Consider the following 24,155-nt stretch of genomic DNA (forward strand, 5'->3'; position numbering starts at 1 on the left):
GGGTCGCCAGCGCCATGGATTCCGCAACGCAAATGGTCATCGATGGCCAGCAGGCCTTCGCGATGGTCGGGGCGATCCTGTGGACCATGCTGCGCATCGGCGCGATGCTGATGGCGATGCCGCTGGTCGGCACCCGCGCGGTGCCGGCGCGGGTGCGGGTGATGCTGGCGGCGACGCTGGCGATGGCGCTGGCGCCGCTGCTGCCGCCGGTGCCGGACTGGAACGGCTTCGACGCCGCGGTGGTGCTGAGCGTGGCGCGCGAACTGGCGGTGGGCGCGAGCATGGGCTTCATGCTGCGGCTGATCTTCGAGGCCGGCGCGCTGGCCGGCGAACTGGTCTCGCAGAGCACCGGCCTGGGCTTCGCGCAGATGGCCGATCCGCTGCGCGGGGTCACCTCCGGGGTGATCGGGCAATGGTTCTACCTGGCCTTCGGCCTGCTGTTCTTCACCGCCAACGGCCACCTGGCCGTGGTGCAGCTGCTGGTGGACAGCTACAAGGCGCTGCCGATCGGCAATGCGCTGCCGGATGCGCAGGCGATGGCCTCGGTGGCGCCGGACTTCTTCATGAGCATGATGCGCGGCGCGGTGACCCTGGCGCTGCCGGTGATGGTGGCGATGCTGGCGGTGAACCTGGCGTTCGGCGCGCTGGCCAAGGCCGCGCCGGCGCTGAATCCGATCCAGCTCGGCCTGCCGGTAGCGGTGGTGATCGGCCTGGCGCTGCTGGCGGTGCTGGTCGGCGAGATGGGGCCGCCGGTGCAGCGCCTGTTCGATGCCGCCTTTGACGCCGCCCGGCAGGTCACCGCCTAGACTACGCGGGCGCAGGCGCGCTGCCGGGCCTTGCGCATTCAAGCCCCGTGCGGCTGCGCCGATATCCTTTCCAACGGTGTTGCGCGTGCAGCACTTACCGCCGCGCAGCGCCTTCCGGGGACGCCAGTCATCGCCGTGCCGAACAGCCACCCGCCGCTGTCGCCCTCCCCGTCGCGCGGCATCGCATGGCGGCTCGCCGCCCTGCTCGCGCTATGCGCCTGCATCAGCGCCGCCCCGGCGCAGGAATACAGTTTCCGCGACTACGCGCAGGCCGACGGCCTGCAGGGCCTGAGCATCAATTGCCTGTACGCCGATCGGCACGGCGTGGTCTGGGCCTGCACCGAACTGGGCCTGCACCGCTACGAGCGCGAACGCTTCGAACAGGTCGGCACCGATGCCGGCTTCGGCAGTCCGCTGGTCTATTCGATCGCCGAGGACCGCCGGCAACGCATGTGGGTCGGCGCGTCCAATGCGCTGTACGTCGGCGACGGGCGCCGCTTCGCCGCCGTGCCCGGCGCCGACGGGCGCCGCCTGCGGATCGACCAGGGGCAATCGCTGGCGGCGTTCGGCGACGCCATCGTGGCGCTGAGCGGCAAACAGCCGCTGCGGATCGCCGCTGGCGCCGCTGGCGGCTGGCAGGTCGCGCCGCTGCGCACCGCCGACGGTGCGCCCCTGGCCGAGATCTCCAGCGTCACCGCGATCGGCGAGGCGCTGTGGCTGGGCTGCGGCCGCCAGCTGTGCCGGCTGGATGCGCAAGGCCGCCTGCAGCGGCTCGGCCGCGCCGAGGGCGTGCCCGACGACAGCTGGCTGGCGCTGCTGCGCGACCGCAACGGCACGCTGTGGGCGCGCGGCATCCACCACGTGCTGGCCTGGCCCGCCGGCGCGGCGGGCTTCGCCGAGCGGCCGCCGCCGCCGGGCAGCAGCCTGTCGACCATGGCGGTGGGCATCAACCTGGTCGAGGACGCCGCCGGCCGCGTACTGACCCGCAGCGACACCGGCCTGCTGCGCTGGGAAGGCGGGCATTGGCGCGCGTTCGAGCGTGCGCAGGGCCTGGGCGCGCTGGCGGCCAACATTTCCCCGATGCTCAGCGATCGCCAAGGCCGCCTGTGGATGGGCACCCGCGGCCGCGGCGTGCAGCGCTGGCTGGGCTACGGGCTGATCCAGCATTGGGAGGAACCGCAGGGACTGGCGACCGGGCCGACCTGGTCGATCCTGCGCAGCCGCGGCGACGGCCGCCTGTACGTCGGCAGCGAAATGGGCGCCAACGTGCTCGACGCCGACAGCGGGCGCATGCTGCCGCTGACCGACCGCGACGGGCAGGCGTTGCGGCAGACGGTGCAACTGATCGATGCCGCCGACGGCAGCCTGTGGCTGGGCCAGTCGTCCGGGCGGGTGCTGCAGCTGGATCGCGGCAGCGGCCGCATGCTGGAGCGGACCAAGGTGCTGTCGGCGCTGAAATGGATGTTCTTCGACGACGCCGGCACGCTGTGGCTGTTGACCACCCGCGGCATGTTCCTGCTGCCGCCGGGCGAATCCAGCGCACGGCCGGCGCGCGACGTGCCGCGCGACCAGTTCGTCGGCGGCGGCTACGATGCGCGCCGCCGCTTCTGGCTGGTCGGCAAGAACGGCCTGTACCTGCGCCAGGCGCAGGGCTGGCAGTCGATCCGCCTGCGCGGCGCCGCGCTGCCGGATGCGGAACTGGACAAGTTCAGCATCGACGCCAGCGACGAAGCCTTGCTGTCGTTCGACGATGTCGGGATCTGGCGCGGGCGCTTCGACCCGCGCAGCGCCAGCCTGTCGCTGCGCAAGGTGGACGACCCGCTGCTGGCGCGGATCGTGCCCTACGTGCTGCGCCAGGACCGGCAGCAACGGTTGTGGGTCGGCAGCAGCCAGGGCCTGGATTTGTGGTCGGGCGGGCGCTGGATCCGGGTCACCCAGGCCGACGGACTGCTGTGGGACGACACCTCCGAATCGGCGTTCTTCGAGGACAACGACGGCTCGGTGTGGATCGGCAACAGCAAGGGCGTCAGCCAGATCCTGGACCCGGCGCGGCTGTTCGCCGTGCGGCCGCTGCAGCTGCGCTTGCTGCGCGCCACCCGCGCCGGCAAACCGGTCACCGCCGGCGCACAGCTGCCGTGGTCGCAGCAGCCGATCGAGTTCGCCTTCTCGGCCCCCGGCGCGGTCGGCGGCAGCGACAGCATCGGCTTCCGCTACCGCCTCGAGGGCCTGCAGGAGCAATGGGCCGGCACCCAGCAGGCGCATCTCAGCTACACCCTGCTCTCGCCCGGCCGCTACGCGCTGGAGGTGCAGGCGCTGGACGAACGCCAGCGCACCCGCAGCAACCTGGTGCGCCTGGAATTCTCGATCATGCCGCCGTGGTGGCGCAGCCCGCTGGCATGGATGGCGTACCTGCTGGCGGCGGCATTGCTGCTGACCGTGGTCTGGCGCTGGCGGGTGAAGCAGTTGCTGGTGCGCGAGCGCACCCTGGCGCGCCTGGTCGCCGAGCGCACCCAGGAACTGGAGCACGACAAGCGCGAACTGGAGCAGGCGCGTGCCACGCTGGCGCTGAAGTCGGTGCGCGACGACCTCACCGGCCTGCTCAACCGCGTCGGCATCCTCGACGCGCTGGCGGTGCAGATCCAGCGTTGCCAGGACGACGGCAGCCCGTTGGCGGTAGCGATGATCGATCTGGACCACTTCAAGCAGATCAACGACCAGCACGGCCATCTGATCGGCGATGCGGTGCTGGCGCGGGTCGGGCGGCGCATGAACGCCAACCTGCGCGGTGCCGACCTGATCGGCCGCTACGGCGGCGAGGAACTGCTGGCGGTGCTGCCGGGCCTGTCGCCGCCGGCGCAGAGCCGGCTGCGCGCCCTGCACCAGGTGATCGGCGCCACCCCGTTCCTCACCGACGCCGGCCTGCTCGAGGTCACCGCCTCGATCGGCGTGGCCTGGTACCGCGAGGGCGAGTCGGTGCAACAGCTGCTCAGCCGCGCCGACGACGCGCTGTACCGGGCCAAGCACGGCGGCCGCAACCGGATCGAATTGCATCTGGACCCGGCCCTGGGAGCCAGCGTGCCGCGCTGAGCGGCGCCGGCTCAAGCCCGGCCGCGGCGCGGCCGATAACAGACAGCGAGCGACGCGCCGCGCGCGCAGCGCCACGGCCGCCGACCGCTGCGACCACGGCACGCAACGGTCGCGCTCCTTCTCCACTTCTTGCCCGGTGCCGTACGCGATGTCGGATTTCCTGCCAGCCCCCGCCGATGACTGCCGCGGCACACGCGGCGGCTGAGGGGCCCGGCATGCGCGCGCGCCGGCGCGGCCTGTGGCCGCTGCAGGCCCTGCTGCTGTGGCTGGCCCTGGAACTGCTGTCGGCCGGCGTCGCCCGTGCGCAGTCGATTCCGTTGCGCCGCTACGCCCACGACCAGGGCCTGCTCGGCCTGGCCGACACCTGCCTGCTGCAGACCGGCGACGGCAGCCTGTGGGTGTGCACCGAGAGCGGGCTGTACCGCTTCAATGGCCATCGCTTCGAACAGGTGCCGCTGCAGGGGCAGCGCGGCCATTTCATCAGCGCCGCGACCGAGGACGCCGAGCACCGGTTGTGGGTGGCCACCTTCGACGCGCTCTATGTCGGCGACGGCACCCAACTGCGCCGGCTGACCGCGCAGGAGACCGGACCGCTGCACAAGAACAAGCTGCGCCTGGCCAGCGCCCCCTGGGGCATGGTGCTGCTCAACGGCCAGCAGGCGCTGCGCGCGGTGCCCGCCAGCGACGGCCGCTGGCGGCTGCGGCCGCTGTTCGACGCGGCGACCCTGGCGCGGCTGCCGCAGCTCGGCAAGCTCGCTGCGGCGCAGAGCGAAGCCGACACGCTGTGGCTGGGCTGCGACCAGGAGCTGTGCCGGGTCGCCGCCGATGGTTCGGTGACGGTCTACGGCCAGGCGCAGGGCCTGCCGCCCGATCGCTGGCGCCATGTCGTGCGCGACCACGACGGCGCGCTGTGGCTGCGCGGCGACCACCACGTGATGCAGTTGCCGGCCGCGGCCGAGCGTTTCGTCGCGCGGCCCCCGCCCGGCGCCGGCCAGCGCCAGGTGGTCGGCCAGGCGCAGATCCTGCTCGATCCGCAGGGGCGCGTGCTGGTCCGCACCGGCCAGGGCCTGGCGCGCTGGGAACATGGCCACTGGCGCCAGTTCGACCGCAGCAACGGCCTGCCCGACGGCGGCATCGTGGTGCTGCTGTTCGACCGCGCCGGCGACCTGTGGATGACGGTGGACGGCGAAGGCGTGGTGCGCTGGAACGGCTACGGCTGGATCGAGAACTGGGACGTCTCGCAAGGCATGAGCACCGCGCCGACCTGGAGCATCCTGCGCAACGGCGACGGCGCGCTGCTGCTCGGCAACGAAGCCGGCATCAACCGCCAACGCCGTCCCGACCAGCGCTTCCAGCCCTGGCTGGCGGATGCCGGGCTGCAGGTCATCAGCCTGCAGATCGCGGCGGACGGATCGCTGTGGAGCCTGGGCTCGCTGGGCGAACTGCGCCACCACGATCGCCACGGCCGCCTGCTGCGCAGCTATCCGCGCCTGGGCGGCTCGATCAGGCGGGTGTTCCTGGATGCCGACGGCCGGATCTGGATCCTCGCCGCGGATGGGCTGTACCTGCTGCAGCGGCCGCAGTCCGACGACGTGCCGCAGCGGGTGCAGGCACTGCCCGCCGGCGAGTACTCGGACATCCAGCAGCGCCGCGACGGCACCCTGTGGCTGGCCGGCGCGGCCGGCGTGTTCCGGCTGCGCGGCGACACCTGGACCCCGATCCGGCTGCAGCTGGACGGCAAGCCGGCGCAGCCGTGGGTCAGCAAGCTGCTGATCCAGGAAGACGGCCAGGTCTGGGCCGCGCTGTACAACCCGGGCGTGTGGCAGGGCCGGCTCGACGGCGACACCCTGCAGTTGCGGCCGAGCGCCCAGCCCGAGCAGCGCGAACTGCAGATCTACCTGATTCGGCGCACCCGCAACGGCTGGATCTGGATCGGCCACAACCAGGGCGTGGACGTCTACGACGGCCGCCGCTGGTCGCGCCTGACCCAGTCGCAGGGGCTGCTGTGGGACGACATCTCCGAATCGGCGTTCTTCGAGGACCACGACGGCTCGGTGTGGATCGGTACCAGCAAGGGCGTCAGCCATATCCTGGCCCCGCCGCGCCTGTTCCAGGCCAACGCGCCAGGGGTGATGCTGAGCGAATTCAGCCGCGGCGGCCATCCGATCGCGGCCGGCGCGCGCCTGCCCTGGAACGAGGAACCGCTGCACATCGAGGCCGGATCGCCGGACCTGTACGACGACCGCAACCGGGTTTCGCTGCGCTACCGCTTCGAAGGCGCGCACACGCGCTGGATCTACACGCCCAACTTCGAGATCGAGCACCCGCCGCTGGCGCCGGGCGACTACACGTTCGAACTGCAGTTGCTCGACGCCTACCGGCACAGCGCCTCAGCGCCGGTGCGGGTGGCGTTCTCGGTGGCGCCGGTGTGGTGGCGCAGCCAGACCATGCTGGCGCTGTACGCGCTGCTCGGCGGCGGGCTGGCGATCGCCGCGCTGCATTGGCGCGAGGGCCGCCTGCGCCAGCGCGAGCGCCACCTGGCCGACCTGGTCGCGCTGCGCACCCAGGAACTGGAGCACGACAAGCGCGAACTGGAGATCGCCCGCGCCGCGCTGGCGGTGAAGGCCTCGCACGACTCCCTGACCGGCCTGCTCAACCGCGCCGGCATCCTCGATGCGCTGGCCGCGCAGATGCGGCACAGCCTGGCCGAAGGCTGGCCGCTGGCGGTGGCGATGATCGACCTGGACCACTTCAAGCGCATCAACGACACGCACGGCCACCTGATCGGCGACGCGGTACTGACCAAGGTCGCGCAGCGCCTGAACAGCAATCTGCGCGAATCGGACCTGATCGGCCGCTACGGCGGCGAGGAACTGCTGGGCGTGCTGCCCGGACTGCCGATCCCGTCCCACGAGCGGCTGCAGGACCTGCGCGTGGCGGTCTCCGGGCATCCGCTGCGGGTCGGCACGCAGAACCTGGCGGTCACCGCCTCGATCGGCGTGGCCTGGTACCGGCCGGGCGAGAACCTGCAGCAGTTGCTGGCCCGTGCCGACGAGGCGCTGTACCGGGCCAAGCGCCTGGGACGCAATCGCGTGGAACTGCAGCAGGACTAGGCAGAGGCGCCGCGGCGGAGACGGGGCGCGACCGTGCAGCGAACGGTACGGTCCTTGCAGGAGGCTGGGTTGAACCCCTGCCCGGCACGCCTCACCGTCATGTCCGAAAACGAAGAAGGCACCGAAAAAACCGAACAACCGACCGAAAAACGCCTGCGCGAGGCGCGCGAGCAGGGCAACATCCCGCATTCGCGCGAACTGGCGACGGCGGCGGTGTTCAGCGCCGGCATCTTCGCCCTGATGGGGATGTCCGGCTCGCTGGCGGCCGGCGCGGCGAACTGGATGAAGGGCGCGCTGCGCCCGGATCCGCGCCTGCACGACAACCCGGACGCGCTGTTCGGCCACTTCGGCGAACTGCTGCTGGGGCTGCTGTGGGTGACCCTGCCGCTGGTCGGCATCTGCGTGGCGGCCGGCTTCGTCGCGCCGATCCTGATGGGCAGCCTGCGCTTCTCCGGGGCGGCGCTGATCCCCAAGTTCGAGCGGCTCAACCCGATGGCCGGACTGACCCGGCTGTACGGCCCGGAAAGCCTGGCCGAACTGTTCAAGTCGATGCTGCGCATGGGCTTCGTCGGCGGTGCCGCCGCGCTGTGCATCTCCAACAACGTCGACGGCCTGCGCAGCCTGATGCGGCAACCGCTGGAGACCGCCATCGGCGACGGCCTGGGCTTCACCCTGCACCTGCTGCTGTATACCGCCGGCGCGCTGGCGCTGCTGGCGGCGATCGACGCGCCGTACCAGAAGTGGAACTACACCCGCAAACTGATGATGACCCGCGACGAAGTGCGCCGGGAAATGAAGGAGAGCGAGGGCAGCCCGGAGGTCAAGGGCCGCATCCGGCAGATGCAGATGCAGCTGTCGCAGCGGCGGATGATGGAGGCGGTGCCCAGCGCCGACGTGGTGGTGGTCAACCCCACCCACTACGCGGTGGCGCTGAAATACGAGAGCGGCCGCATGCGCGCCCCGACCGTCGTCGCCAAGGGCGTGGACGAACTGGCCTTCCGCATCCGCGAGATCAGCGAGCAGCACCGCGTCGCAGTGGTGTCTGCGCCACCTTTGGCACGCGCCTTGTATCGGGAAGGGCAACTCGGCAAGGAAATTCCCGTGAGACTGTATTCGGCGGTGGCCCAGATCCTCTCCTACGTCTACCAGCTGCGCTCCTGGCGCAGCGGGCCGATGCCGCCGTTGCCGCCGTTGGAGGTCGATGAATTCGCCCCGGGGAGCAAGCCGTGAGCCAGCCTGCCGCGCAGATGAACACGCGCAAGATGATGGACATGATCAAGCACGGCCTGGGCGCGCCGGTGATCGTGATGGCGATGCTGGCGATGGTCGTGGTGCCGCTGGCCGCGCCGGTGCTGGATGCGCTGTTCACCTTCAACATCGCGATCTCGCTGATGGTGCTGCTGGCGGTGGTCTACGTGAAGCGGCCGCTGGAGTTCAGCATCTTCCCGATCGTGCTGCTGATGACCACGATGCTGCGCCTGGCGCTGAACGTGGCCTCCACCCGCGTGATCCTGATCAACGGCCAGGACGGCCACGGCGCCGCCGGCAAGGTCATCGAGGCGTTCGGCGAGTTCGTGATCGGCGGCAACTACGCGGTCGGCATCGTGGTGTTCGCGATCCTGACCATCATCAACTTCGTGGTCATCACCAAGGGCGCCGGGCGCGTGTCGGAAGTGACCGCGCGCTTCATCCTCGACGCCATGCCCGGCAAGCAGATGGCGATCGACGCCGACCTCAACGCCGGCCTGCTGACCCGCGAGGAAGCCAAGGCCCGGCGCGAGGAGGTGCGCGAGGAAGCGGACTTCTACGGTTCGATGGACGGCGCCAGCAAGTTCATCCGCGGCGACGCCATCGCCGGCATCCTGATCCTGTTCATCAACCTGATCGGCGGCATGGCGGTCGGCGTCCTGCAGCACGGCATGCCGGTGGCGCAGGCCGCGTCCACCTACACCCTGCTGTCGATCGGCGACGGCCTGGTGGCGCAGCTGCCGGCGCTGCTGGTGTCCTCGGCGGTGGCGATGCTGGTCACCCGCGCCTCGCGCTCGCAGGACATGGGCGCCTCGATGATGGGCCAGGTGTTCGGCCAGCACAAAGCGCTGGCGGTGGCCGCGGCGATCATGGGCCTGGTCGGCCTGGTCCCGGGCATGCCCAACGTCGCTTTCTTGACGCTGGCGCTGATCCTGGGCCTGCTGGCCTGGAAGATGTGGAAGCGCAGCCTGCTGCCGGAAGAAGCCAAGCCGGATCCGGCGCAGCAGGCGGCCAGCGCCGGCGCGCAGGCCAACGCCGAACTGGGCTGGGACGAACTGCGCCCGATCGATCCGCTGGGCCTGGAGGTCGGCTACCGGCTGATCCCGCTGGTGGACAAGGCCCAGGGCGGCGAGCTGATGGCACGGATCAAGGGCGTGCGCCGCAAGCTGACCCAGGACATCGGCTTCCTGATCCCGCCGGTGCACATCCGCGACAACCTGGAGCTGCCGGCCAACGCCTACCGCCTGCTGGTGCACGGGGTGCCGGTGGCCACCGCCGACATCCACCCCGATCGCGAACTGGCGCTGGACCCGGGCGGCGCGCTGGGCAAGATCGACGGCATCGCCGGCAAGGACCCCGCGTTCGGCCTGGACGCGATCTGGATCCAGCCGCACCAGCGCGCCCAGGCCGAGACCATGGGCTACACCGTGGTCGACCCGGCCACCGTGATCGCCACCCACCTGTCGCACCTGATCCGCGAGCACGCCCCGGAACTGCTCGGCCACGAAGAGGTGCAGCAGTTGCTGGCCACGCTGGCCAAGAGCGCGCCGAAGCTGGTCGAGGACCTCACCCCGAAGGCGCTGCCGCTGTCGGTGGTGGTGCGCGTGCTGCAGAACCTGCTGATCGAGAAGATCCCGGTGCGGCAGCTGCGCAAGATCGTCGAGGCGCTGGTCGAGCACGCCCCGCAGAGTCAGGAACCCGGCGCGTTGACCGCGGCGGTGCGCAATGCGCTGGGCCGTTTCATCGTCCAGGAAATCGCCGGAATGTCGGCGGAGCTGCCGGTGTTCACCCTGGCCCCGCAATTGGAACGTGTCTTGCAAGACTCTACCCAAGGCAACGGTGCCGCGCTGGAACCCGGCCTGGCCGAGCGACTGCACCAGAGCCTGGCCGAATGCGTCAGCAAGCAGGAAGCCCGCAACGAACCGGCGGTGGTGCTGGTCCCGGCGCAAGTCCGCGCCGCGCTGGCCAGGCTGGTCCGCCACAGCGTCCCCTCGCTGTCGGTGCTGTCCTACAGCGAGGTACCGGAAGACAAGCGGCTGAAGCTGGTCGGGACGATCAGCTGACAGGCAGGGATTGGTGATTTGGGATACGGGATTCGCAACAGCGGGTCCCGCGAGCGGAGAGAGACAGCAGTGAAACGATCGAAGACAACCAGAGCAAGGCGACCGGATGCCAGCCGCGCAATGGCGGCATCCGCGACCAATCCCCAATCCCCACTCCCGAATCCCGGTTTCCACCCATGAAGATCAAACGCTTCGTAGCCCCCGACATGCGCACCGCGTTCCGCATGGTCCGCGACGAGCACGGTCCGGATGCGGTGATCCTGTCCAACCGGCGCACCGACGAGGGCATCGAGATCGTCGCCGCCAGCAACTACGACGAAGCCCTGGTGCAGCAGGCGCTGGACGCGGCGCGTCCGGAAGAGGCGGCGCCGCGGCTGCAGGTGTCGGCCGCCAATCCGGCGCCGCGTGCGGCCAAGGCCGCCGCCAACCCGGCGATGGCGATGATGGCCGCGATCAGCGAGCGCCGCGCCCCGGCCGCCGCCATGGCCGGCGCCGGCAGCGGCGCGAGCGTGGCGCAGGCCGCGCCGGCGCGGCCGCTGACCCAGCCCGCCGCGATCGCCGCTTCGGCGATGCCCGCCGGCACCGCGCCGGCGCCGAGCCGCCCCGCCGCCGCGCCGCGGGCCCCTGCCCCGGCCCAGCCAACCGCCCCCTTCGCCGAATTCCGCATTCCCGAGGACGTGTTCCGCAACGCACCGATCAGCGTGCCGATGCCCAGCCCGTTCGCCGCCCCGGCCGCCGCTGCCAGCGCCGCCGCGATCGCCGCCGACGTGCCGGCCTGGCTCGAGGACATCGCCGCCGTGTCGCTGACCCCGGCCGCCGCGCCGGGCGCCGCGAACGTGGTGCCGCTGCCGGCCGCGGCGCCGGCGGCCAGCGCCGGGATGCCGGCGGCGCCGACGCTGGCGCCGGTGGCGAGCTTCCCCGGCGTGCAGAACGACGAACAATTGACTCAGCTGCGCGACGAACTGGCGCTGATGCGGCAGATGATCGAGCGCGAGATGAACCGGCTCACCGACGAACGCCTGCGCGGCTCGCCGGTGCGCGCCCAGGCGCTGGAGCTGATGGACGACTACGGCTTCGACAGCGGCCTGACCCGCGACGTGGTGATGCAGATCCCCGCCGACCTGGAGCTGCACCGCGGCCGCGGGCTGATGCTGGGGCTGCTGTCCAAGCGCCTGCCGATCGCCCCGCTGGACCCGATCGAGGAAGGCGGCGTGATCGCCCTGATCGGCCCCACCGGCGCCGGCAAGACCACCACCATCGCCAAGCTGGCCTCGCGCTTCCTGGAGCGCCACGCCGCCCGCGACGTGGCCCTGGTCACCACCGATACCATCCGCGTCGGCGGCCGCGAACAGCTGCACAGCTACGGCCGCCAGCTCGGCATCGCCGTGCACGAGGCCGACAGCGACGCCGCCCTGCAGCAGCTGCTGGAGCGCCTGCGCGACTACAAGCTGGTGCTGATCGACACCGCCGGCATGGGCCAGCGCGACCGCGCCCTGGCCGCACAGCTGCACTGGCTGCGCGCCTCGCGAGTGGTCCGGTCCTTGCTAGTACTCCCTGCCAACGCTCATTTCTCCGACCTGGACGAGGTGGTGCGCCGGTTTGCCGGCGCCGATCCGCAGGGGGTGATCTTGACCAAGCTGGATGAAACCGGGCGGTTTGGCAGTGCCCTGTCGGTGGTCGCGGACCACCGGCTTCCCATCACCTGGGTGACCGATGGTCAGCGCGTGCCGGACGACCTGCACCGCGCCAACGCCGCCAGCCTGGTATTGCGCCTTGAAGATTTGCGGCGCGCTGCCGATAAGCCCTGTACTCCGGAGCAGAACCATGCCGTCGCGTGATTACGCCAATCTGACCAATGCCTTCCCCCTGTCGGCAACGCGCAGCGAACCGCTCGGCCCGGTGCGCACGATCGCCGTGACCGGCGGCAAGGGCGGCGTCGGCAAGACCAACATCTCGGTCAACCTGTCGATGGCGCTGGCCGACATGGGCAAGCGCACCCTGCTGCTGGACGCCGACCTCGGCCTGGCCAACGTCGACGTGCTGCTCGGGCTGACCCCCAAGTTCACCCTGGCCGACCTGGTCGCCGGGCGCTGCACCCTGGAAGAGGTGCTGATCGACATGCCCAACGGGCTGATGGTGGTGCCCGCCGCCTCCGGTCGCCGGCACATGGCCGAGCTGCCGCCGGCCCAGCACGTCGGTCTGGTCAACGTGTTCTCCGAGCTCAAGCGCGAGCTGGACGTGATGATCATCGACACCGCGGCCGGCATCACCGACAGCGTGCTGACCTTCTGCCAGGCCGCGCAGGACGCGGTGGTGGTGGTCTGCGACGAGCCGGCCTCGATCACCGACGCCTACGCGCTGATCAAGGTGCTGTCGCGCGAACGCGGCGTGGACCGGGTGCAGATCGTCGCCAACATGGTCCGCGATCTCAACGAAGGCCGCCTGCTGTACGACAAGCTGAGCCGGGTGTGCGAGAAGTTCCTCGGCGACGTGTCGCTGAACTACCTGGGCTGCGTGCCGCAGGACGACTGGCTGCGCCTGGCGGTGCAGCGCCAGCAGCCGGTGGTCAAGGCCTACCCGTCCAGCCCGTCGGCGCAGGCGATCGCCGAGATCGCCCGCCGCACCTCGCGCTGGCAGGCGCCGACCGTGCCGCGCGGCAACGTCGAGTTCTTCGTCGAACGGATCATCCAGCGGGGGGTCGCCGCATGAACGCCGCCGCCCAGTACCGCGCCGTGCAGCGCAACAGTTCCAACGACTACATCGCCCAGCATTCGGACCTGGTGCGGCGCATCGCCCACCACCTGGCGGCGCGGCTGCCGGCCAGCGTCGAGATCGACGACCTGATCCAGGCCGGCATGATCGGCCTGATCGAGGCCTCGCGCAGCTACGACGCCGACCAGGGCGCCTCGTTCGAGACCTACGCCTCGATCCGCATCCGCGGCTCGATGATCGACGAGATCCGCCGCGGCGACTGGGTGCCGCGTTCGGTGCACCGCCGCGCCCGCGACGCCGCCTCGGCGATCCGCAAGATCGAGCAGAGCACCGGCCGCGCCGCCGCCGCCAACGAAGTGGCCGCGGCGATGGACATGCCGCTTCCCGAATACCTGCGATTGATGGAAGATGCCGCGCGCGGCCAGGTGCTGAGCCTGGAGTCGCGGGTCGAAGACCACGGCGAGCTGGACACCATCGCCAAGGGCGGGCCCAATCCGCAGCAGATGCTGGAGCGCAGCGAGTTCGGGCGCGAACTGGGCAAGGCGATCGCGCAGCTGCCCGAGCGCGAGCAGCTGGTACTGTCGCTGTACTACGAACAAGAATTGAACTTGAAGGAAATCGGCGCGGTGCTCGGTGTCAGCGAGTCGCGCGTCTGCCAGATCCACGGCCAGGCCACGGTACGCTTGCGCGGACGCTTGAAAGCGTTCGAAGCGGCGGACGCCGGCCTGGAAGACGAAGAATAAGACCCAAGGGAGTTAGCGGTGAACAAGAACATGCGGATTTTGATCGTGGACGATTTCTCGACGATGCGGCGCATCGTCAAGAATCTGCTCGGCGATCTGGGCTTCACCAACACTGCAGAGGCCGAAGACGGCAACAGTGCGCTGGCGGCACTGCGCTCGGCACCGTTCGAGTTCGTGGTCACCGACTGGAACATGCCCGGCATGACCGGCATCGACCTGCTGCGCAACATCCGTGCCGACGACAAGCTCAAGCACCTGCCGGTGCTGATGGTGACCGCCGAGGCCAAGCGCGAGCAGATCATCGAGGCGGCGCAGTGCGGCGTGAACGGCTACATCATCAAGCCGTTCACCGCGCAGACGCTGCAGGAGAAGCTGGGCAAGATCTTCGAACGCCTGGGAGCGACCGCCTGATGCAAGCCACCGCCGAACGCAGCGCCCTGATCGAACGCCTGCAAGGTGCGCTGGACGCACTGGAGCGCGGCGACGAAACCGCCTGGCGCAAGGAAATCGACACGCTCGCCGCGTGGCGCACGCGGCCGATGATGCAGGGCCTGAGCCGGCTGGCGCGCGACCTGGGCCAGGCGCTCGGCGAGCTGCCCACCATTCCCTCCGAAGCCGGCGAGCTGGACGACGCCTGCTCGCGCCTGGACCACGTGGTGGCGATGACCGAACAGGCCAGCCACCGCACCCTGGACCTGGCCGAGGAATGCCGCGCGCTGGCCGACCAGCTGCGCGCCGGCGGCCTGACCGGCGACCAGGGCGAGATCCTCGACAAGATCCGCCACAACCTCACCGAGATGGCCCTGGCGCAGAGCTTCCAGGACCTGACCGGGCAGATCATCCGCCGCGTGGCGACCATCGTGCGCCGCGTGCACGAGGGCTTCGGCGCGCTCGGCCTGCCGCCGAAGGAAGACAAGAAGCCCGACGGCAGCCTGGCCGGCCCGGCGCTGGCCGGGCTGGACCGCCACGGCGTGTCGCAGAACGACGCCGACGACCTGCTGTCCGGACTGGGGCTGTAATCCGATGAGCGCCGTGCCCGACGACATCGCTGCCGACTTCATCATCGAGGCCCAGGAAATCCTGGACCGGCTCGGCGAGCAGTTGGTGTCGCTGGAGCAGGCGCCCGAGGACAGCGACCAGCTCAACGCGGTGTTCCGCGGTTTCCACACGCTCAAGGGCGGCGCCGGGTTCCTGGCGATCACCCCGATGGTCGAGCTGTGCCACGCCGCCGAGGACACCCTGGGCCAGGCCCGTGCCGGCCAGGCCACCCTGCAGGCGCGGCACTTCGACGCCGCGCAGCAGTCGCTGGACTACCTGCAGTCGATGCTCGACGCGTTCGGCAGCGGCAACGAACCGCCGCGCGCGCCGCAACAGCTGATCGCGCAGTTCGCCACCAGCGGCGAAGAGACCGCCGCGCCCAGCGCCAAGGCCGCCGTCGCCGCGCCGCCGCCTGCCGCAGGCGGCAACGGCGACATGATCGACGACGACGAATTCGAAGCGTTGCTCGACCAGTTGCACGGCGGTGCCGCACCGGCCGCGCTGCCGGTGCAGGCCGCCGCCCCGCGGCCGGCGCCCAGCGCCAAGCCCGCCGCTGCGCCCGGCAAGGCCGCAGAACCCGAACACACCGTGCGCGTGGACACCAAGCGCCTGGACGCGATCGTCAACCTGATCGGCGAACTGGTGCTGTCGCGCAACCGGCTCAAGACCCTGCGCGTGCGCCTGCGCGACGAAGAACTGGACCGCGCGGTCAGCAGCCTGGACATCGCCACCTCGCGCCTGCAATCGGCGGTGATGCGCACCCGCATGCAGCCGGTCGGCAAGGTGTTCTCGCGCTTCCCCAAGGTCGCGCGCGACGTCGCCCGCTCCCTGAACAAGGAAGTGGACCTGGAACTGATCGGCGCCGACACCGAACTGGACCGTAACCTGGTCGAGGCGCTGGCCGATCCGCTGGTGCACCTGGTGCGCAACGCGATCGATCACGGCATCGAGACGCCGGCGCTGCGCGAAGCCACCGGCAAGCCGCGCGGCGGCCACGTGCGCCTGTCGGCGCAGCAGGAAGGCGACTACGTCAGCATCGAAGTGCAGGACGACGGCGCCGGCATCGACCCCGAACGCCTGCGGCAGAAGGCGCGCGAAAAGGGCCTGATCGATCCGGAAGCCGCCGCGCGGCTGACCACCGAGGAATGCCTGCACCTGGTGTTCCTGCCCGGTTTCTCGACCAAGTCCGAAGTCACCGACATCTCCGGCCGCGGCGTCGGCATGGACGTGGTGCAGTCGCGCATCCGCGAACTCAGCGGGCAGATCCAGATCCAGTCCGAACTGGGCCGCGGCAGCCGCTTCCTGATCCGCGTGCCGCTGACCCTGGCGATCCTGCCGACCCTGCTGGTGCAGGCCGGCGACACCGTCTATGCACTGCCGCTGGCGCGTGTGGTGGAAGTGCTGCACGCGCCGCGCCGCGCGCTGGGCTGGTTCGACGGCCGCGCCGTGCTCGACCGGCAATCGCACACCTTGCCGCTGGTGGACCTGCGTCACTGGTTGAACATCGAAGCGCCGGAACTGCCGCTGCTGACCGTGGTGGTGCTGCAGGCCGGCGAATCGCGCATGGGCCTGGTCGTGGACCAGGTCCGCGGCCGCGAGGAAGTGGTGATCAAGCCGCTGCCGCGCGCACTGCGCGGCCTGCCCGGCTACGCCGGCGCGACCCTGATCGGCGATGGCCGGCTGGCGTTGATCCTGGATGTGGACGGGTTGAAGAGCTGATAGAGCCGGGATTGGGGAGTCGGGATTGGGGATTCGCAACAGCGGGATCCCGCAGGCCGGCCGATATCGCATCGCTCGTTGTAGGAGCGGCTTCAGCCGCGACCCGGTGAAGCCGGGATTCGGGATTCGGGATTCGGGAATGGGGATTCGGGAATCGCAACAGCGGCTGCCGCTCGAATCCCGGCTCACCGCGGCTGAGGCTGTTCCTCCGACCAGCCGATCCACCGTCCGCCTTCGCGCCTTTGCGAATCCCCAATCCCGATTCCCGAATCCCGGCCCCCCATCAAGTCCCAAGCCCGCTGGCCGATACCTCCTGCATGGACAAACTCAGTCTCATTGGCTTGCTGTTGGCGATCGCCTCGCTGGTCGGCGGCAGCATCCTCAAGGGCGCCGGCGTTTCGGCGCTGTGGTCGCCGGCCGCGTTCGTGATCGTGATCGTCGGCACCGTCGCCGCGATCCTGGTGCATACCCCGCCGGCGGTGTTCAAGCGCGCGTTCCAGATCGCCAAATGGATCCTGCATCCGCCGGCCAGCGATCGCCAGGCGCTGCTGCAGCAGATCGTGGAGTGGAGCAACATCGCCCGCCGCCAGGGCCTGCTCGGCCTGGAGAACCAGGTGCAGCAGCAGCACGACCCGTTCGTGCGCAAGGGCCTGCAGATGCTGGTCGACGGGGTGGAGCCGGAATCGATCCGGCACATGCTGGAAATCGACCTGGACGGCCAGGAACACTGCGACCTGGCCGCGGCCAAGGTGTTCGAAGGCATGGGCATCTATGCGCCGACGCTGGGCATCATCGGCGCGGTGCTGGGGCTGATCGCGGTGATGAAGAACCTCGCCGACCCGAGCAAGCTCGGCCACGGCATCGCCGCCGCGTTCACCGCCACCATCTACGGCATCGCCTCGGCCAACCTGCTGTTCCTGCCGATGGCCAGCAAGCTCAAGAGCGTGATCAAGCACAGCAGCGGCGAGCGCGAAATGATCATCGAAGGGCTCATCGCCATCGCCCAGGGCGAGAACCCGCGCAACATCGAATCGAAGCTGGCCGGCTTCTTGCATTGACCCGACGACTATGGCCCGCAAGCGTCAGCACGAAGATCACGTCAACCATGAGGCATGGGCCATCCCCTATGCCGATCTGATGACGTTGCTGCTCGCCTTCTTCGTGGTGATGTACGCGCTGTCCACGGTCAACGAGGCCAAGTACCGGGTCATGGCCGACGCGATGAGCACCGCCTTCGGCGGCGCGCCGCGGACGATGAGCCCGGTGCAGGTCGGCGATCATCTGATGCAGGGCCAGGGCGGCGCGCGCCCGACCCCGATCAAGTCCAGCCCGGCGCTGTCCCTGCCCGATCCGAACCGGCTGCCCTCGGCCTCGCCGCTGCGCTCGCCCAGCGCGCTGCGCGACGAGGAGCAGCTGCGGCGCGCGCAGCGCCAGCTCGACGGCATCGCCGACCGGCTCGGCGCCGCCCTGGCGCCGCTGATCCAGAAGAAGCTGATCACCGTGCGCCATGCCGGGCTGTGGATCGAAGTGGAGATCAACAGCGACATCCTGTTCGGCTCCGGCTCCGCGTCGCTGGACCAGAGCGCCCGCGCCACCCTGGCGCAGCTGGCGCAGGTGCTGGTGCCGGTGCCCAACGGCGTGCGCGTGGAGGGCTATACCGACAACAGCCCGATCGCCACCCTGCAGTTCCCGTCGAACTGGGAACTGTCGGCGGCGCGCGCGGCCAGCGTGGTGCATCTGTTCGCCGACCAGGGCCTGCAACCGTCGCGGCTGTCGATGATCGGCTACGGCGAGTTCCGCCCGCGGGCCGACAACGACAGCCAGGCCGGCCGCAACGCCAACCGCCGCGTGGTGCTGGTGATCCTGGCCGACGCCGGCGGTCCCGACAGCGGCAGCGGCACGGCGCCCGTCGCCGCGGCCGGCACGCCGACGCCGCAAGACCGATTGACCGATACCGCCGGCGCCGCGCCGGCGACCCCGCTACATTCCGCCGCGGCGGCCACCGGCAATGCCGGCCCGTCCCGCGCGGTACCTGCCGCCATTGAAGGAGTGAACTGATGCGCATCTGGGCGATTGCCAACCAGAAGGGTGGCGTGGGCAAGACCACGACCACGCTGGCGCTGGGCCGTGGCCTGGCCATGCTCGGCCACCGCGTGCTGATGCTGGATCTCGATCCGCACGCCTCGCTGACCCGCGCCTTCGACGTGCCGCAGGACCCGCCGCCGAGCGGCGTGCTGGACCTGTTCGCCACGCCGCCGAGCGACCTGGCCGCGCTGGCCCGCGACAGCGCCATCGAACGCCTCAGCTACGTCTGCGGGCAGACCGCGCTGGCCACGCTGGAGCGGCGCAGCGCCAACCAGCCCGGGCTGGGCCTGGCGCTGCAGCAGGCGATGGCGCGGCATGCCGGCCAGCACGACTACATCCTGCTCGATTGCCCGCCGACCCTGGGCCTGCTGATGATCAATGCGCTGGCCGCGGCCGACCGGGTGATCATCCCGACCCAGGCCGAGCCGCTGGCGCTGCACGGGCTGGCCAGCATGGTCCGCACCGTGGACATGGTCGAGCGCTCGCGCCGCCGTCCCCTGCCCGCCTCGATCCTGCCGACCCTGTTCGACAAGCGCACCCGCGCCGGCAACGACACCTTGCGGCAGATGCAGGACAGCTACGGCGAGCGGGTCTGGGAAGACGCGATCCCGGTCGACACCAAAATCTGCAACGTCAAGGCGTTGACGGTGGCCGGCGTCCCCGGCGACTACCCCGGCCGCGGCCTGGCCGCCTACCGCCGCGCGCTGGAATGGCTGATCGCCAGCGACGCCACGCCCATGGAGCAGGAGCAGGCCGCATGAACACGCCCGGGGTCATCGACGACTATCTGGAAGGCCTGCTGCACGACGTGATCGCCGAAGAGCGCGACGCCGAACGCCAGGCCACGCTCGCCGCGGCCAGCGCCGCAGTGACGCCGGAACCGGAACCGGTGCGCGCCGTCGAGGCCGCCGCGCCGGTGGTCCCCTCCGCGGAGGACATCGCTGCCGCGGTGCTGGCCGAAGCCGATTCCGATCCGGCCCTGGCCGGCATCATGTCGCAGCAGGCCCTTGCGCCCAAGCCGGCTGGCCCCACCCCGGAGGAACTCGCCGCCGCGGTGCTGGCCGAAGCCGACGCCGATCCGGCCCTGGCCGGCATCATGTCGCAGCAGGCCCTGGCGCCCAAGCCGGCTGGCCCCACCCCGGAGGAACTCGCCGCCGCCGTGCTGGCCGAAGCCGACGCCGACCCGGCCCTGGCCGGCATCATGTCGCAGCAGGCCCTGGCGCCCAAGCCGGCCGGCCCCACCCCGGAGGAACTCGCCGCCGCGGTGCTGGCCGAAGCCGACGCCGACCCGGCGCTGGCCGGCATCATGTCGCAGCAGGCCCTGGCGCCCAAGCCGGCCGGCCCGACCCCGGAAGAACTCGCTGCCGCGGTGCTGGCCGAAGCCGACGCCGATCCGGCCCTGGCCGGCATCATGTCGCAGCAGGCGCCGTCCGCCGCCGACCGTGAGGCCGATCTCGAGGTGGTCGCGGCGATGGAGATGCAACGCGCCGCCGCGCCGCCGCGCGACCTGGCCGCCGAAGACGACGCCGCCGCCGCGCGTGCGGTCAAGCGCCCGCCGATGGCGGTGCCGCCGGAACGCCGCGTCGAGGCCGAGCGTGCGCAGGCCGCGGGATCGCGGCTGCCGCCCAACCTGCAGGCGTTCATGGCCCCGAGCGCCCCCCACGAAGCCTCCCCGCACCAGCGTCGCGCGCCGGACCGCAGCACCCGCTGGCTGCGCCTGCGCTGCGGCGAACAGGCCTATGCGCTGGAACTGCTGAAGGTGCAGGAAGTGGTGCTGCCGGTGCCGTTGCTGGCGCTGCGCGGCACCCCGACGGCGATGCTGGGGATCATGAACCTGCGCGGCCAGGTGGTGCCGGTGATCGACCTGGGCATCCACCTGGGCGCCGCGCCGATCGAGATGGACATGCTGACCCGGGTGGTGGTGCTGGAAGAGAACGGCGAGACCCTGGGCCTGCGCGTGTCCGCGGTCGAGGACGTGGCCAGCCTCACCGACCAGCAGATCGAGCCGCCGGACAACGCCCGCATCTGCCGCATCTCCAACCACCTGTTCCGCGGCGTGGCGCGGCTGGGGCCGCAGCCGATGATCCTGCTCGACGCCGAGCAACTGCTGCACTGAGCGCGCGAGGGCAGGCCCGCCGTGCTTGCGCACCTGCGCGGCAAGCCGGGCCAGCAAGGGAACCTGTGCCGGCAGGCGCCCCGCAACGGCGCAGTGCCGTGCGCGCCCGGGCGCCGCACGGCCAGTGGCCGCGTGCGGCGCGCCCCAACCCAGGCCTCGAGCCAGCGGCGATGCGCCGTGGCAGCGGCGGCCGGCAACTGCCAACCCTGCCGCACTTTCCCGATGCGCCGCTAAAGCTTCCCGCGCATTGGCCGTTATCTGCCCTAGAACCATTCCGTGCGGAGCAATGATGAGCACAGTGACCCTTGGCGAAGATCTCGGCATCGAGACCAGCGCCGACCTGAAACAACGGCTGACCCCGTTCCTGGCGTCGGACGACGAGCTGCAGCTGGACGCCGGCGAGGTCCGCCGCATCCATACCGCATCCGTGCAGGTGCTGTGCGCATTCGTCGATGCACGTCGGAAGGACGGCAAGAGCACTGTGTTCGCAACCTGCAACGACACGTTCCGCGACGCGGCACGCCTGCTAGGGGTCAGCGCATCGCTGGGCCTTCCTGCAACCCCTGATAACCTGAAATCTGTGGAGAACGCCGCATGAGCGCACGTATTTTGGTGGTGGACGATTCGGCGTCGATGCGCCAGATGGTCTCCTTTGCCCTCACTTCGGCCGGTTTCGCGGTCGAGGAAGCCGAAGACGGCCAGGTCGCCCTCGGCCGCGCCCAGGGCCAGCGCTTCAACGCGGTGGTCACCGACGTCAACATGCCGAACATGGACGGCATCTCGCTGATCCGCGCGCTGCGCCAGCTGCCGGACTACAAGTTCACGCCGATGCTGATGCTGACCACCGAGTCGGCGGCGGACAAGAAGTCCGAAGGCAAGGCCGCCGGCGCCACCGGCTGGCTGGTCAAGCCGTTCAACCCGGAACAGCTGATCGCCACCGTCCAGAAAGTCCTGGGCTGATTTCCTCTCCACCCTTTTTCCGGATTCCCCGCCCATGAGCATGGACCTGCAACGTTTCCACGCCACCTTCTTCGAGGAGAGCCGCGAAGGGCTGGACGCGATGGAAGCCGGATTGCTGTCGCTGGAAGAAGGCAACCGCGATCCCGAAGTGATCAACTCGGTGTTCCGCGCCGCGCACTCGATCAAGGGCGGCGCCGCCACCTTCGGCTTCGAGGCGATGGCCGGCCTGACCCACGTGCTGGAGACGCTGCTCGACGAGCTGCGCTCGGGCAAGCGCGAGGTGGAAGCGCACGCGATCGATGCGATCCTGGGGTCGGTGGACGTGCTGCGCGCCTTGCTGCGCGAAGCCGAGCACGGCACCCCGGCCGATCCGGTCGCGGTCAAGGCGGTGCACGACCGCCTGCAGCAGGCCCTCAACGGCAACGCCGCCGCCGCGCCCGCCGCGACCCCGGCCGCCAACCAGCCGGCCGAACCGGAAGCCTGGCAGATCGGCTTCACCCCGGCGCCGTCGCTGTTCATGAGCGGCAACGACCCGCTGCGCATCATCCGCGAACTCGAACACCTCGGCCCGCTGCAGGTCGCCTGCCGCACCGCGCGCCTGCCCGGCTTCAGCGACCTCGACCCGCTCGAGGCCTATCTGGCCTGGGACCTGGGCCTGGTCGGCAAGATCCCGCGCAGCGCGATCGAAGACACCTTCGCCTGGGTCATCGACGACTGCGAACTGGACATCCGCGCGGTGCCGCCGCCGAGCCTGGCCAACGCGCCCGCCCCGACCCTGGCGCAGCCGCCGGCCAGCGCCACCGCCGCGCCGGCCGCTGCCGTGGCCGCCAATGCGCCGGCCGGCAACGCCGCCGCCGCGCACGAAGCGGAAAGCTCGATCCGGGTCAGCGTCGACAAGGTCGATGCGCTGATCAACCTGGTCGGCGAACTGGTCATCACCCAGGCCATGCTCAAGCAGGTCTCCGGCGATCTCGACCCGGCCCATGCCGAGCGCCTGTTCGCCGGCCTGGACCTGCTCGAACGCAATACCCGCGACCTGCAGGAAGCGGTGATCGGCGTGCGCATGCTGCCGGTGGACGCGGTGTTCCGCCGCTTCCCGCGCCTGGTCCGCGACCTGTCCACCCGCCTCGGCAAGCAGGTGCGGCTGCGCACCATCGGCGAAGGCACCGAACTGGACAAGGGCCTGATCGAAAAGATCGCCGATCCGCTGGTGCACCTGGTGCGCAATTCGATCGATCACGGCCTGGAAATGCCGGAAGCGCGCCGCGCCGCCGGCAAGGACGAGACCGGCACCATCACCCTGGCCGCCTCGCACCAGGGCGGGCACATCGTCATCGAAGTCAGCGACGACGGCGCCGGCCTCAACCGCGACCGCATCCTGGCCAAGGCCGCCGAACGCGGCCTGAGCGTGCCGGACAACCCGACCGACGCGCAGGTGTGGGACCTGATCTTCGCGCCCGGCTTCTCCACCGCCGACGCGGTCACCGACCTGTCCGGCCGCGGCGTGGGCATGGACGTGGTCCGCCGCAACATCCAGGGCCTGGGCGGCGAAGTGCAGCTGGAAAGCAATTCCGGCCGCGGCACCCGCGTGCTGATCCGCCTGCCGCTGACCCTGGCGATCCTGGACGGCATGACCGTGTCGGTCGCCGGCGAGACCCTGATCCTGCCGCTGGCCTACGTGCTCGAAGCGCTGCAGCCGCAGCCCGACGACATCCGCAGCATGGCCGGCGAAGGCCGCGTGTTGCGGGTCCGCGGCGAATACCTGCCGATCCTCTCGCTCAGCGATTCGTACGGCTACGGCCGCACCGAGCAGGCCGAGCCGCTGGTGGTGGTGGTCGAGGCCGACGGCCAGAAGATCGCGCTGGAAGTGGACGAACTGGTCGGCCAGCAGCAGGTGGTGGTCAAGAACATCGAGAACAACTACCGGCGCATCGGCGGCATCTCCGGCGCCACCATCCTCGGCGACGGCCGCGTCGCCCTGATCGTGGACATCGGCGGGCTGGTGCGGTCGCTGAAGGTGCCGCAAGCGGCCTGATCGCTTCGGTCGATGCACCGCCGACGACGCGGCAGCGCGTCGTCGGCCAACGAAATCGCGGCCAAAACCGTTGCTTTCGGAACACGCCGCATCCTGGACGGGGACTCCCCACGCGTCGTGACGCAGACGGGTCCGTGCAGTCGAACACATCGACGTTGGCGTTCGGCTCGGTGCAATGCCGAGAACGCCAAGGGCATGATGCCTGCTCGCGGATGCGCCTGATGCATACCGCAGAGTCACCAGAAATCAGGTAGCCGAACACGCAGCTGCGCTCGAGACCCGCTTCGCCGGGATCGGGCGCCGATCGCGCAGGCTGCAGCGGCGATGCAGCAGGCCGCACGACCCCACCGCATGCGCCCCAAGAACGCCGGCACCATCGCCGGCGCGAAGAGAAAGCAGGCCGGACACCGACGCTGGCCGCCGACGCTCC

The 24,155-nt window shown here is 70.6% G+C and carries 18 protein-coding genes; all 18 read left to right on the forward strand.

The features are described 5' to 3' along the window. The first annotated feature begins 14 nt into the window (after window positions 1–14). Window positions 15–806: a flagellar biosynthetic protein FliR gene (fliR, locus tag JR064_RS05465; RefSeq protein ID WP_179564498.1), complete on the forward strand. Its 792-nt coding sequence runs from the start codon at window positions 15–17 to the stop codon at window positions 804–806. 135 nt (window positions 807–941) lie between these two features. Beyond that, window positions 942–3,893, forward strand: coding sequence for a ligand-binding sensor domain-containing diguanylate cyclase (locus JR064_RS05470; protein ID WP_338123864.1), 2,952 nt, complete (start codon window positions 942–944; stop codon window positions 3,891–3,893). Between the two features lie 215 nt (window positions 3,894–4,108). Then, window positions 4,109–7,006, forward strand: coding sequence for a ligand-binding sensor domain-containing diguanylate cyclase (locus tag JR064_RS05475; RefSeq protein WP_241092869.1), 2,898 nt, complete (start codon window positions 4,109–4,111; stop codon window positions 7,004–7,006). A gap of 99 nt (window positions 7,007–7,105) precedes the next feature. Next, complete coding sequence (flhB, locus tag JR064_RS05480) at window positions 7,106–8,236, forward strand: flagellar biosynthesis protein FlhB (RefSeq protein ID WP_206229053.1); 1,131 nt, start codon at window positions 7,106–7,108, stop codon at window positions 8,234–8,236. 17 nt (window positions 8,237–8,253) lie between these two features. Beyond that, complete coding sequence (gene flhA, locus JR064_RS05485; RefSeq protein ID WP_179565589.1) at window positions 8,254–10,317, forward strand: flagellar biosynthesis protein FlhA; 2,064 nt, start codon at window positions 8,254–8,256, stop codon at window positions 10,315–10,317. A gap of 176 nt (window positions 10,318–10,493) precedes the next feature. Then, window positions 10,494–12,155, forward strand: coding sequence for a flagellar biosynthesis GTPase FlhF (gene flhF, locus JR064_RS05490; protein WP_206229054.1), 1,662 nt, complete (start codon window positions 10,494–10,496; stop codon window positions 12,153–12,155). Further along, window positions 12,142–13,026: a MinD/ParA family ATP-binding protein gene (locus JR064_RS05495; protein ID WP_179564490.1), complete on the forward strand. Its 885-nt coding sequence runs from the start codon at window positions 12,142–12,144 to the stop codon at window positions 13,024–13,026. Before flhF ends, JR064_RS05495 begins: the two co-directional genes overlap by 14 nt. After that, window positions 13,023–13,772 carry an RNA polymerase sigma factor FliA gene (locus JR064_RS05500; RefSeq protein ID WP_179564488.1) on the forward strand — a complete coding sequence of 250 codons (750 nt, stop codon included), beginning with the start codon at window positions 13,023–13,025 and terminating at the stop codon, window positions 13,770–13,772. The genes JR064_RS05495 and JR064_RS05500 overlap by 4 nt, the downstream gene beginning before the upstream one ends. An 18-nt stretch (window positions 13,773–13,790) precedes the next feature. Next, complete coding sequence (cheY, locus tag JR064_RS05505; protein ID WP_010341542.1) at window positions 13,791–14,183, forward strand: chemotaxis response regulator CheY; 393 nt, start codon at window positions 13,791–13,793, stop codon at window positions 14,181–14,183. Next, on the forward strand, window positions 14,183–14,791 hold the full coding sequence (locus JR064_RS05510) for a protein phosphatase CheZ (protein ID WP_179564486.1): 609 nt from the start codon (window positions 14,183–14,185) through the stop codon (window positions 14,789–14,791). The genes cheY and JR064_RS05510 overlap by 1 nt, the downstream gene beginning before the upstream one ends. Before the next feature lie 4 nt (window positions 14,792–14,795). After that, window positions 14,796–16,529, forward strand: a complete 1,734-nt coding sequence (locus JR064_RS05515) for a chemotaxis protein CheA (protein WP_206229055.1) — start codon at window positions 14,796–14,798, stop codon at window positions 16,527–16,529. A gap of 317 nt (window positions 16,530–16,846) precedes the next feature. Further along, entirely contained in the window at window positions 16,847–17,587 is a 741-nt protein-coding gene (locus JR064_RS05520; RefSeq protein WP_179564482.1) for a flagellar motor protein, read from the forward strand. 10 nt (window positions 17,588–17,597) lie between these two features. Then, window positions 17,598–18,587, forward strand: a complete 990-nt coding sequence (gene motD, locus JR064_RS05525) for a flagellar motor protein MotD (protein ID WP_206229056.1) — start codon at window positions 17,598–17,600, stop codon at window positions 18,585–18,587. Continuing rightward, window positions 18,587–19,375, forward strand: a complete 789-nt coding sequence (locus JR064_RS05530; protein WP_179564478.1) for a ParA family protein — start codon at window positions 18,587–18,589, stop codon at window positions 19,373–19,375. Before motD ends, JR064_RS05530 begins: the two co-directional genes overlap by 1 nt. After that, window positions 19,372–20,730, forward strand: coding sequence for a chemotaxis protein CheW (locus tag JR064_RS05535; RefSeq protein WP_206229057.1), 1,359 nt, complete (start codon window positions 19,372–19,374; stop codon window positions 20,728–20,730). Before JR064_RS05530 ends, JR064_RS05535 begins: the two co-directional genes overlap by 4 nt. 289 nt (window positions 20,731–21,019) lie before the next feature. Beyond that, window positions 21,020–21,328 (forward strand): STAS domain-containing protein, encoded by a 309-nt coding sequence (locus JR064_RS05540; RefSeq protein ID WP_074375519.1) that lies wholly within the window; start codon window positions 21,020–21,022, stop codon window positions 21,326–21,328. After that, complete coding sequence (locus tag JR064_RS05545; RefSeq protein ID WP_003470902.1) at window positions 21,325–21,690, forward strand: response regulator; 366 nt, start codon at window positions 21,325–21,327, stop codon at window positions 21,688–21,690. Before JR064_RS05540 ends, JR064_RS05545 begins: the two co-directional genes overlap by 4 nt. Window positions 21,691–21,724: 34 nt before the next feature. Beyond that, on the forward strand, window positions 21,725–23,725 hold the full coding sequence (locus tag JR064_RS05550; RefSeq protein ID WP_206229058.1) for a chemotaxis protein CheA: 2,001 nt from the start codon (window positions 21,725–21,727) through the stop codon (window positions 23,723–23,725). Window positions 23,726–24,155 lie beyond the last annotated feature (430 nt).

Origin of the sequence: Xanthomonas bonasiae, from assembly GCF_017163705.1 — a bacterium.
Lineage (GTDB): Bacteria > Pseudomonadota > Gammaproteobacteria > Xanthomonadales > Xanthomonadaceae > Xanthomonas_A > Xanthomonas_A bonasiae.

Excerpts from the sequence above, each read along its gene's own strand:
- fliR (WP_179564498.1), top strand. The coding sequence starts at position 15 with ATGGATTCCGCAACGCAAATGGTCATCGATGGCCAGCAGGCCTTCGCG.
- JR064_RS05475 (WP_241092869.1), top strand. The coding sequence starts at position 4,109 with ATGCGCGCGCGCCGGCGCGGCCTGTGGCCGCTGCAGGCCCTGCTGCTG.
- flhB (WP_206229053.1), top strand. The coding sequence starts at position 7,106 with ATGTCCGAAAACGAAGAAGGCACCGAAAAAACCGAACAACCGACCGAA.
- flhA (WP_179565589.1), top strand. The coding sequence starts at position 8,254 with ATGAACACGCGCAAGATGATGGACATGATCAAGCACGGCCTGGGCGCG.
- flhF (WP_206229054.1), top strand. The coding sequence starts at position 10,494 with ATGAAGATCAAACGCTTCGTAGCCCCCGACATGCGCACCGCGTTCCGC.
- JR064_RS05495 (WP_179564490.1), top strand. The coding sequence starts at position 12,142 with ATGCCGTCGCGTGATTACGCCAATCTGACCAATGCCTTCCCCCTGTCG.
- JR064_RS05500 (WP_179564488.1), top strand. The coding sequence starts at position 13,023 with ATGAACGCCGCCGCCCAGTACCGCGCCGTGCAGCGCAACAGTTCCAAC.
- JR064_RS05510 (WP_179564486.1), top strand. The coding sequence starts at position 14,183 with ATGCAAGCCACCGCCGAACGCAGCGCCCTGATCGAACGCCTGCAAGGT.
- JR064_RS05515 (WP_206229055.1), top strand. The coding sequence starts at position 14,796 with ATGAGCGCCGTGCCCGACGACATCGCTGCCGACTTCATCATCGAGGCC.
- JR064_RS05520 (WP_179564482.1), top strand. The coding sequence starts at position 16,847 with ATGGACAAACTCAGTCTCATTGGCTTGCTGTTGGCGATCGCCTCGCTG.
- motD (WP_206229056.1), top strand. The coding sequence starts at position 17,598 with ATGGCCCGCAAGCGTCAGCACGAAGATCACGTCAACCATGAGGCATGG.
- JR064_RS05530 (WP_179564478.1), top strand. The coding sequence starts at position 18,587 with ATGCGCATCTGGGCGATTGCCAACCAGAAGGGTGGCGTGGGCAAGACC.
- JR064_RS05535 (WP_206229057.1), top strand. The coding sequence starts at position 19,372 with ATGAACACGCCCGGGGTCATCGACGACTATCTGGAAGGCCTGCTGCAC.
- JR064_RS05540 (WP_074375519.1), top strand. The coding sequence starts at position 21,020 with ATGAGCACAGTGACCCTTGGCGAAGATCTCGGCATCGAGACCAGCGCC.
- JR064_RS05545 (WP_003470902.1), top strand. The coding sequence starts at position 21,325 with ATGAGCGCACGTATTTTGGTGGTGGACGATTCGGCGTCGATGCGCCAG.
- JR064_RS05550 (WP_206229058.1), top strand. The coding sequence starts at position 21,725 with ATGAGCATGGACCTGCAACGTTTCCACGCCACCTTCTTCGAGGAGAGC.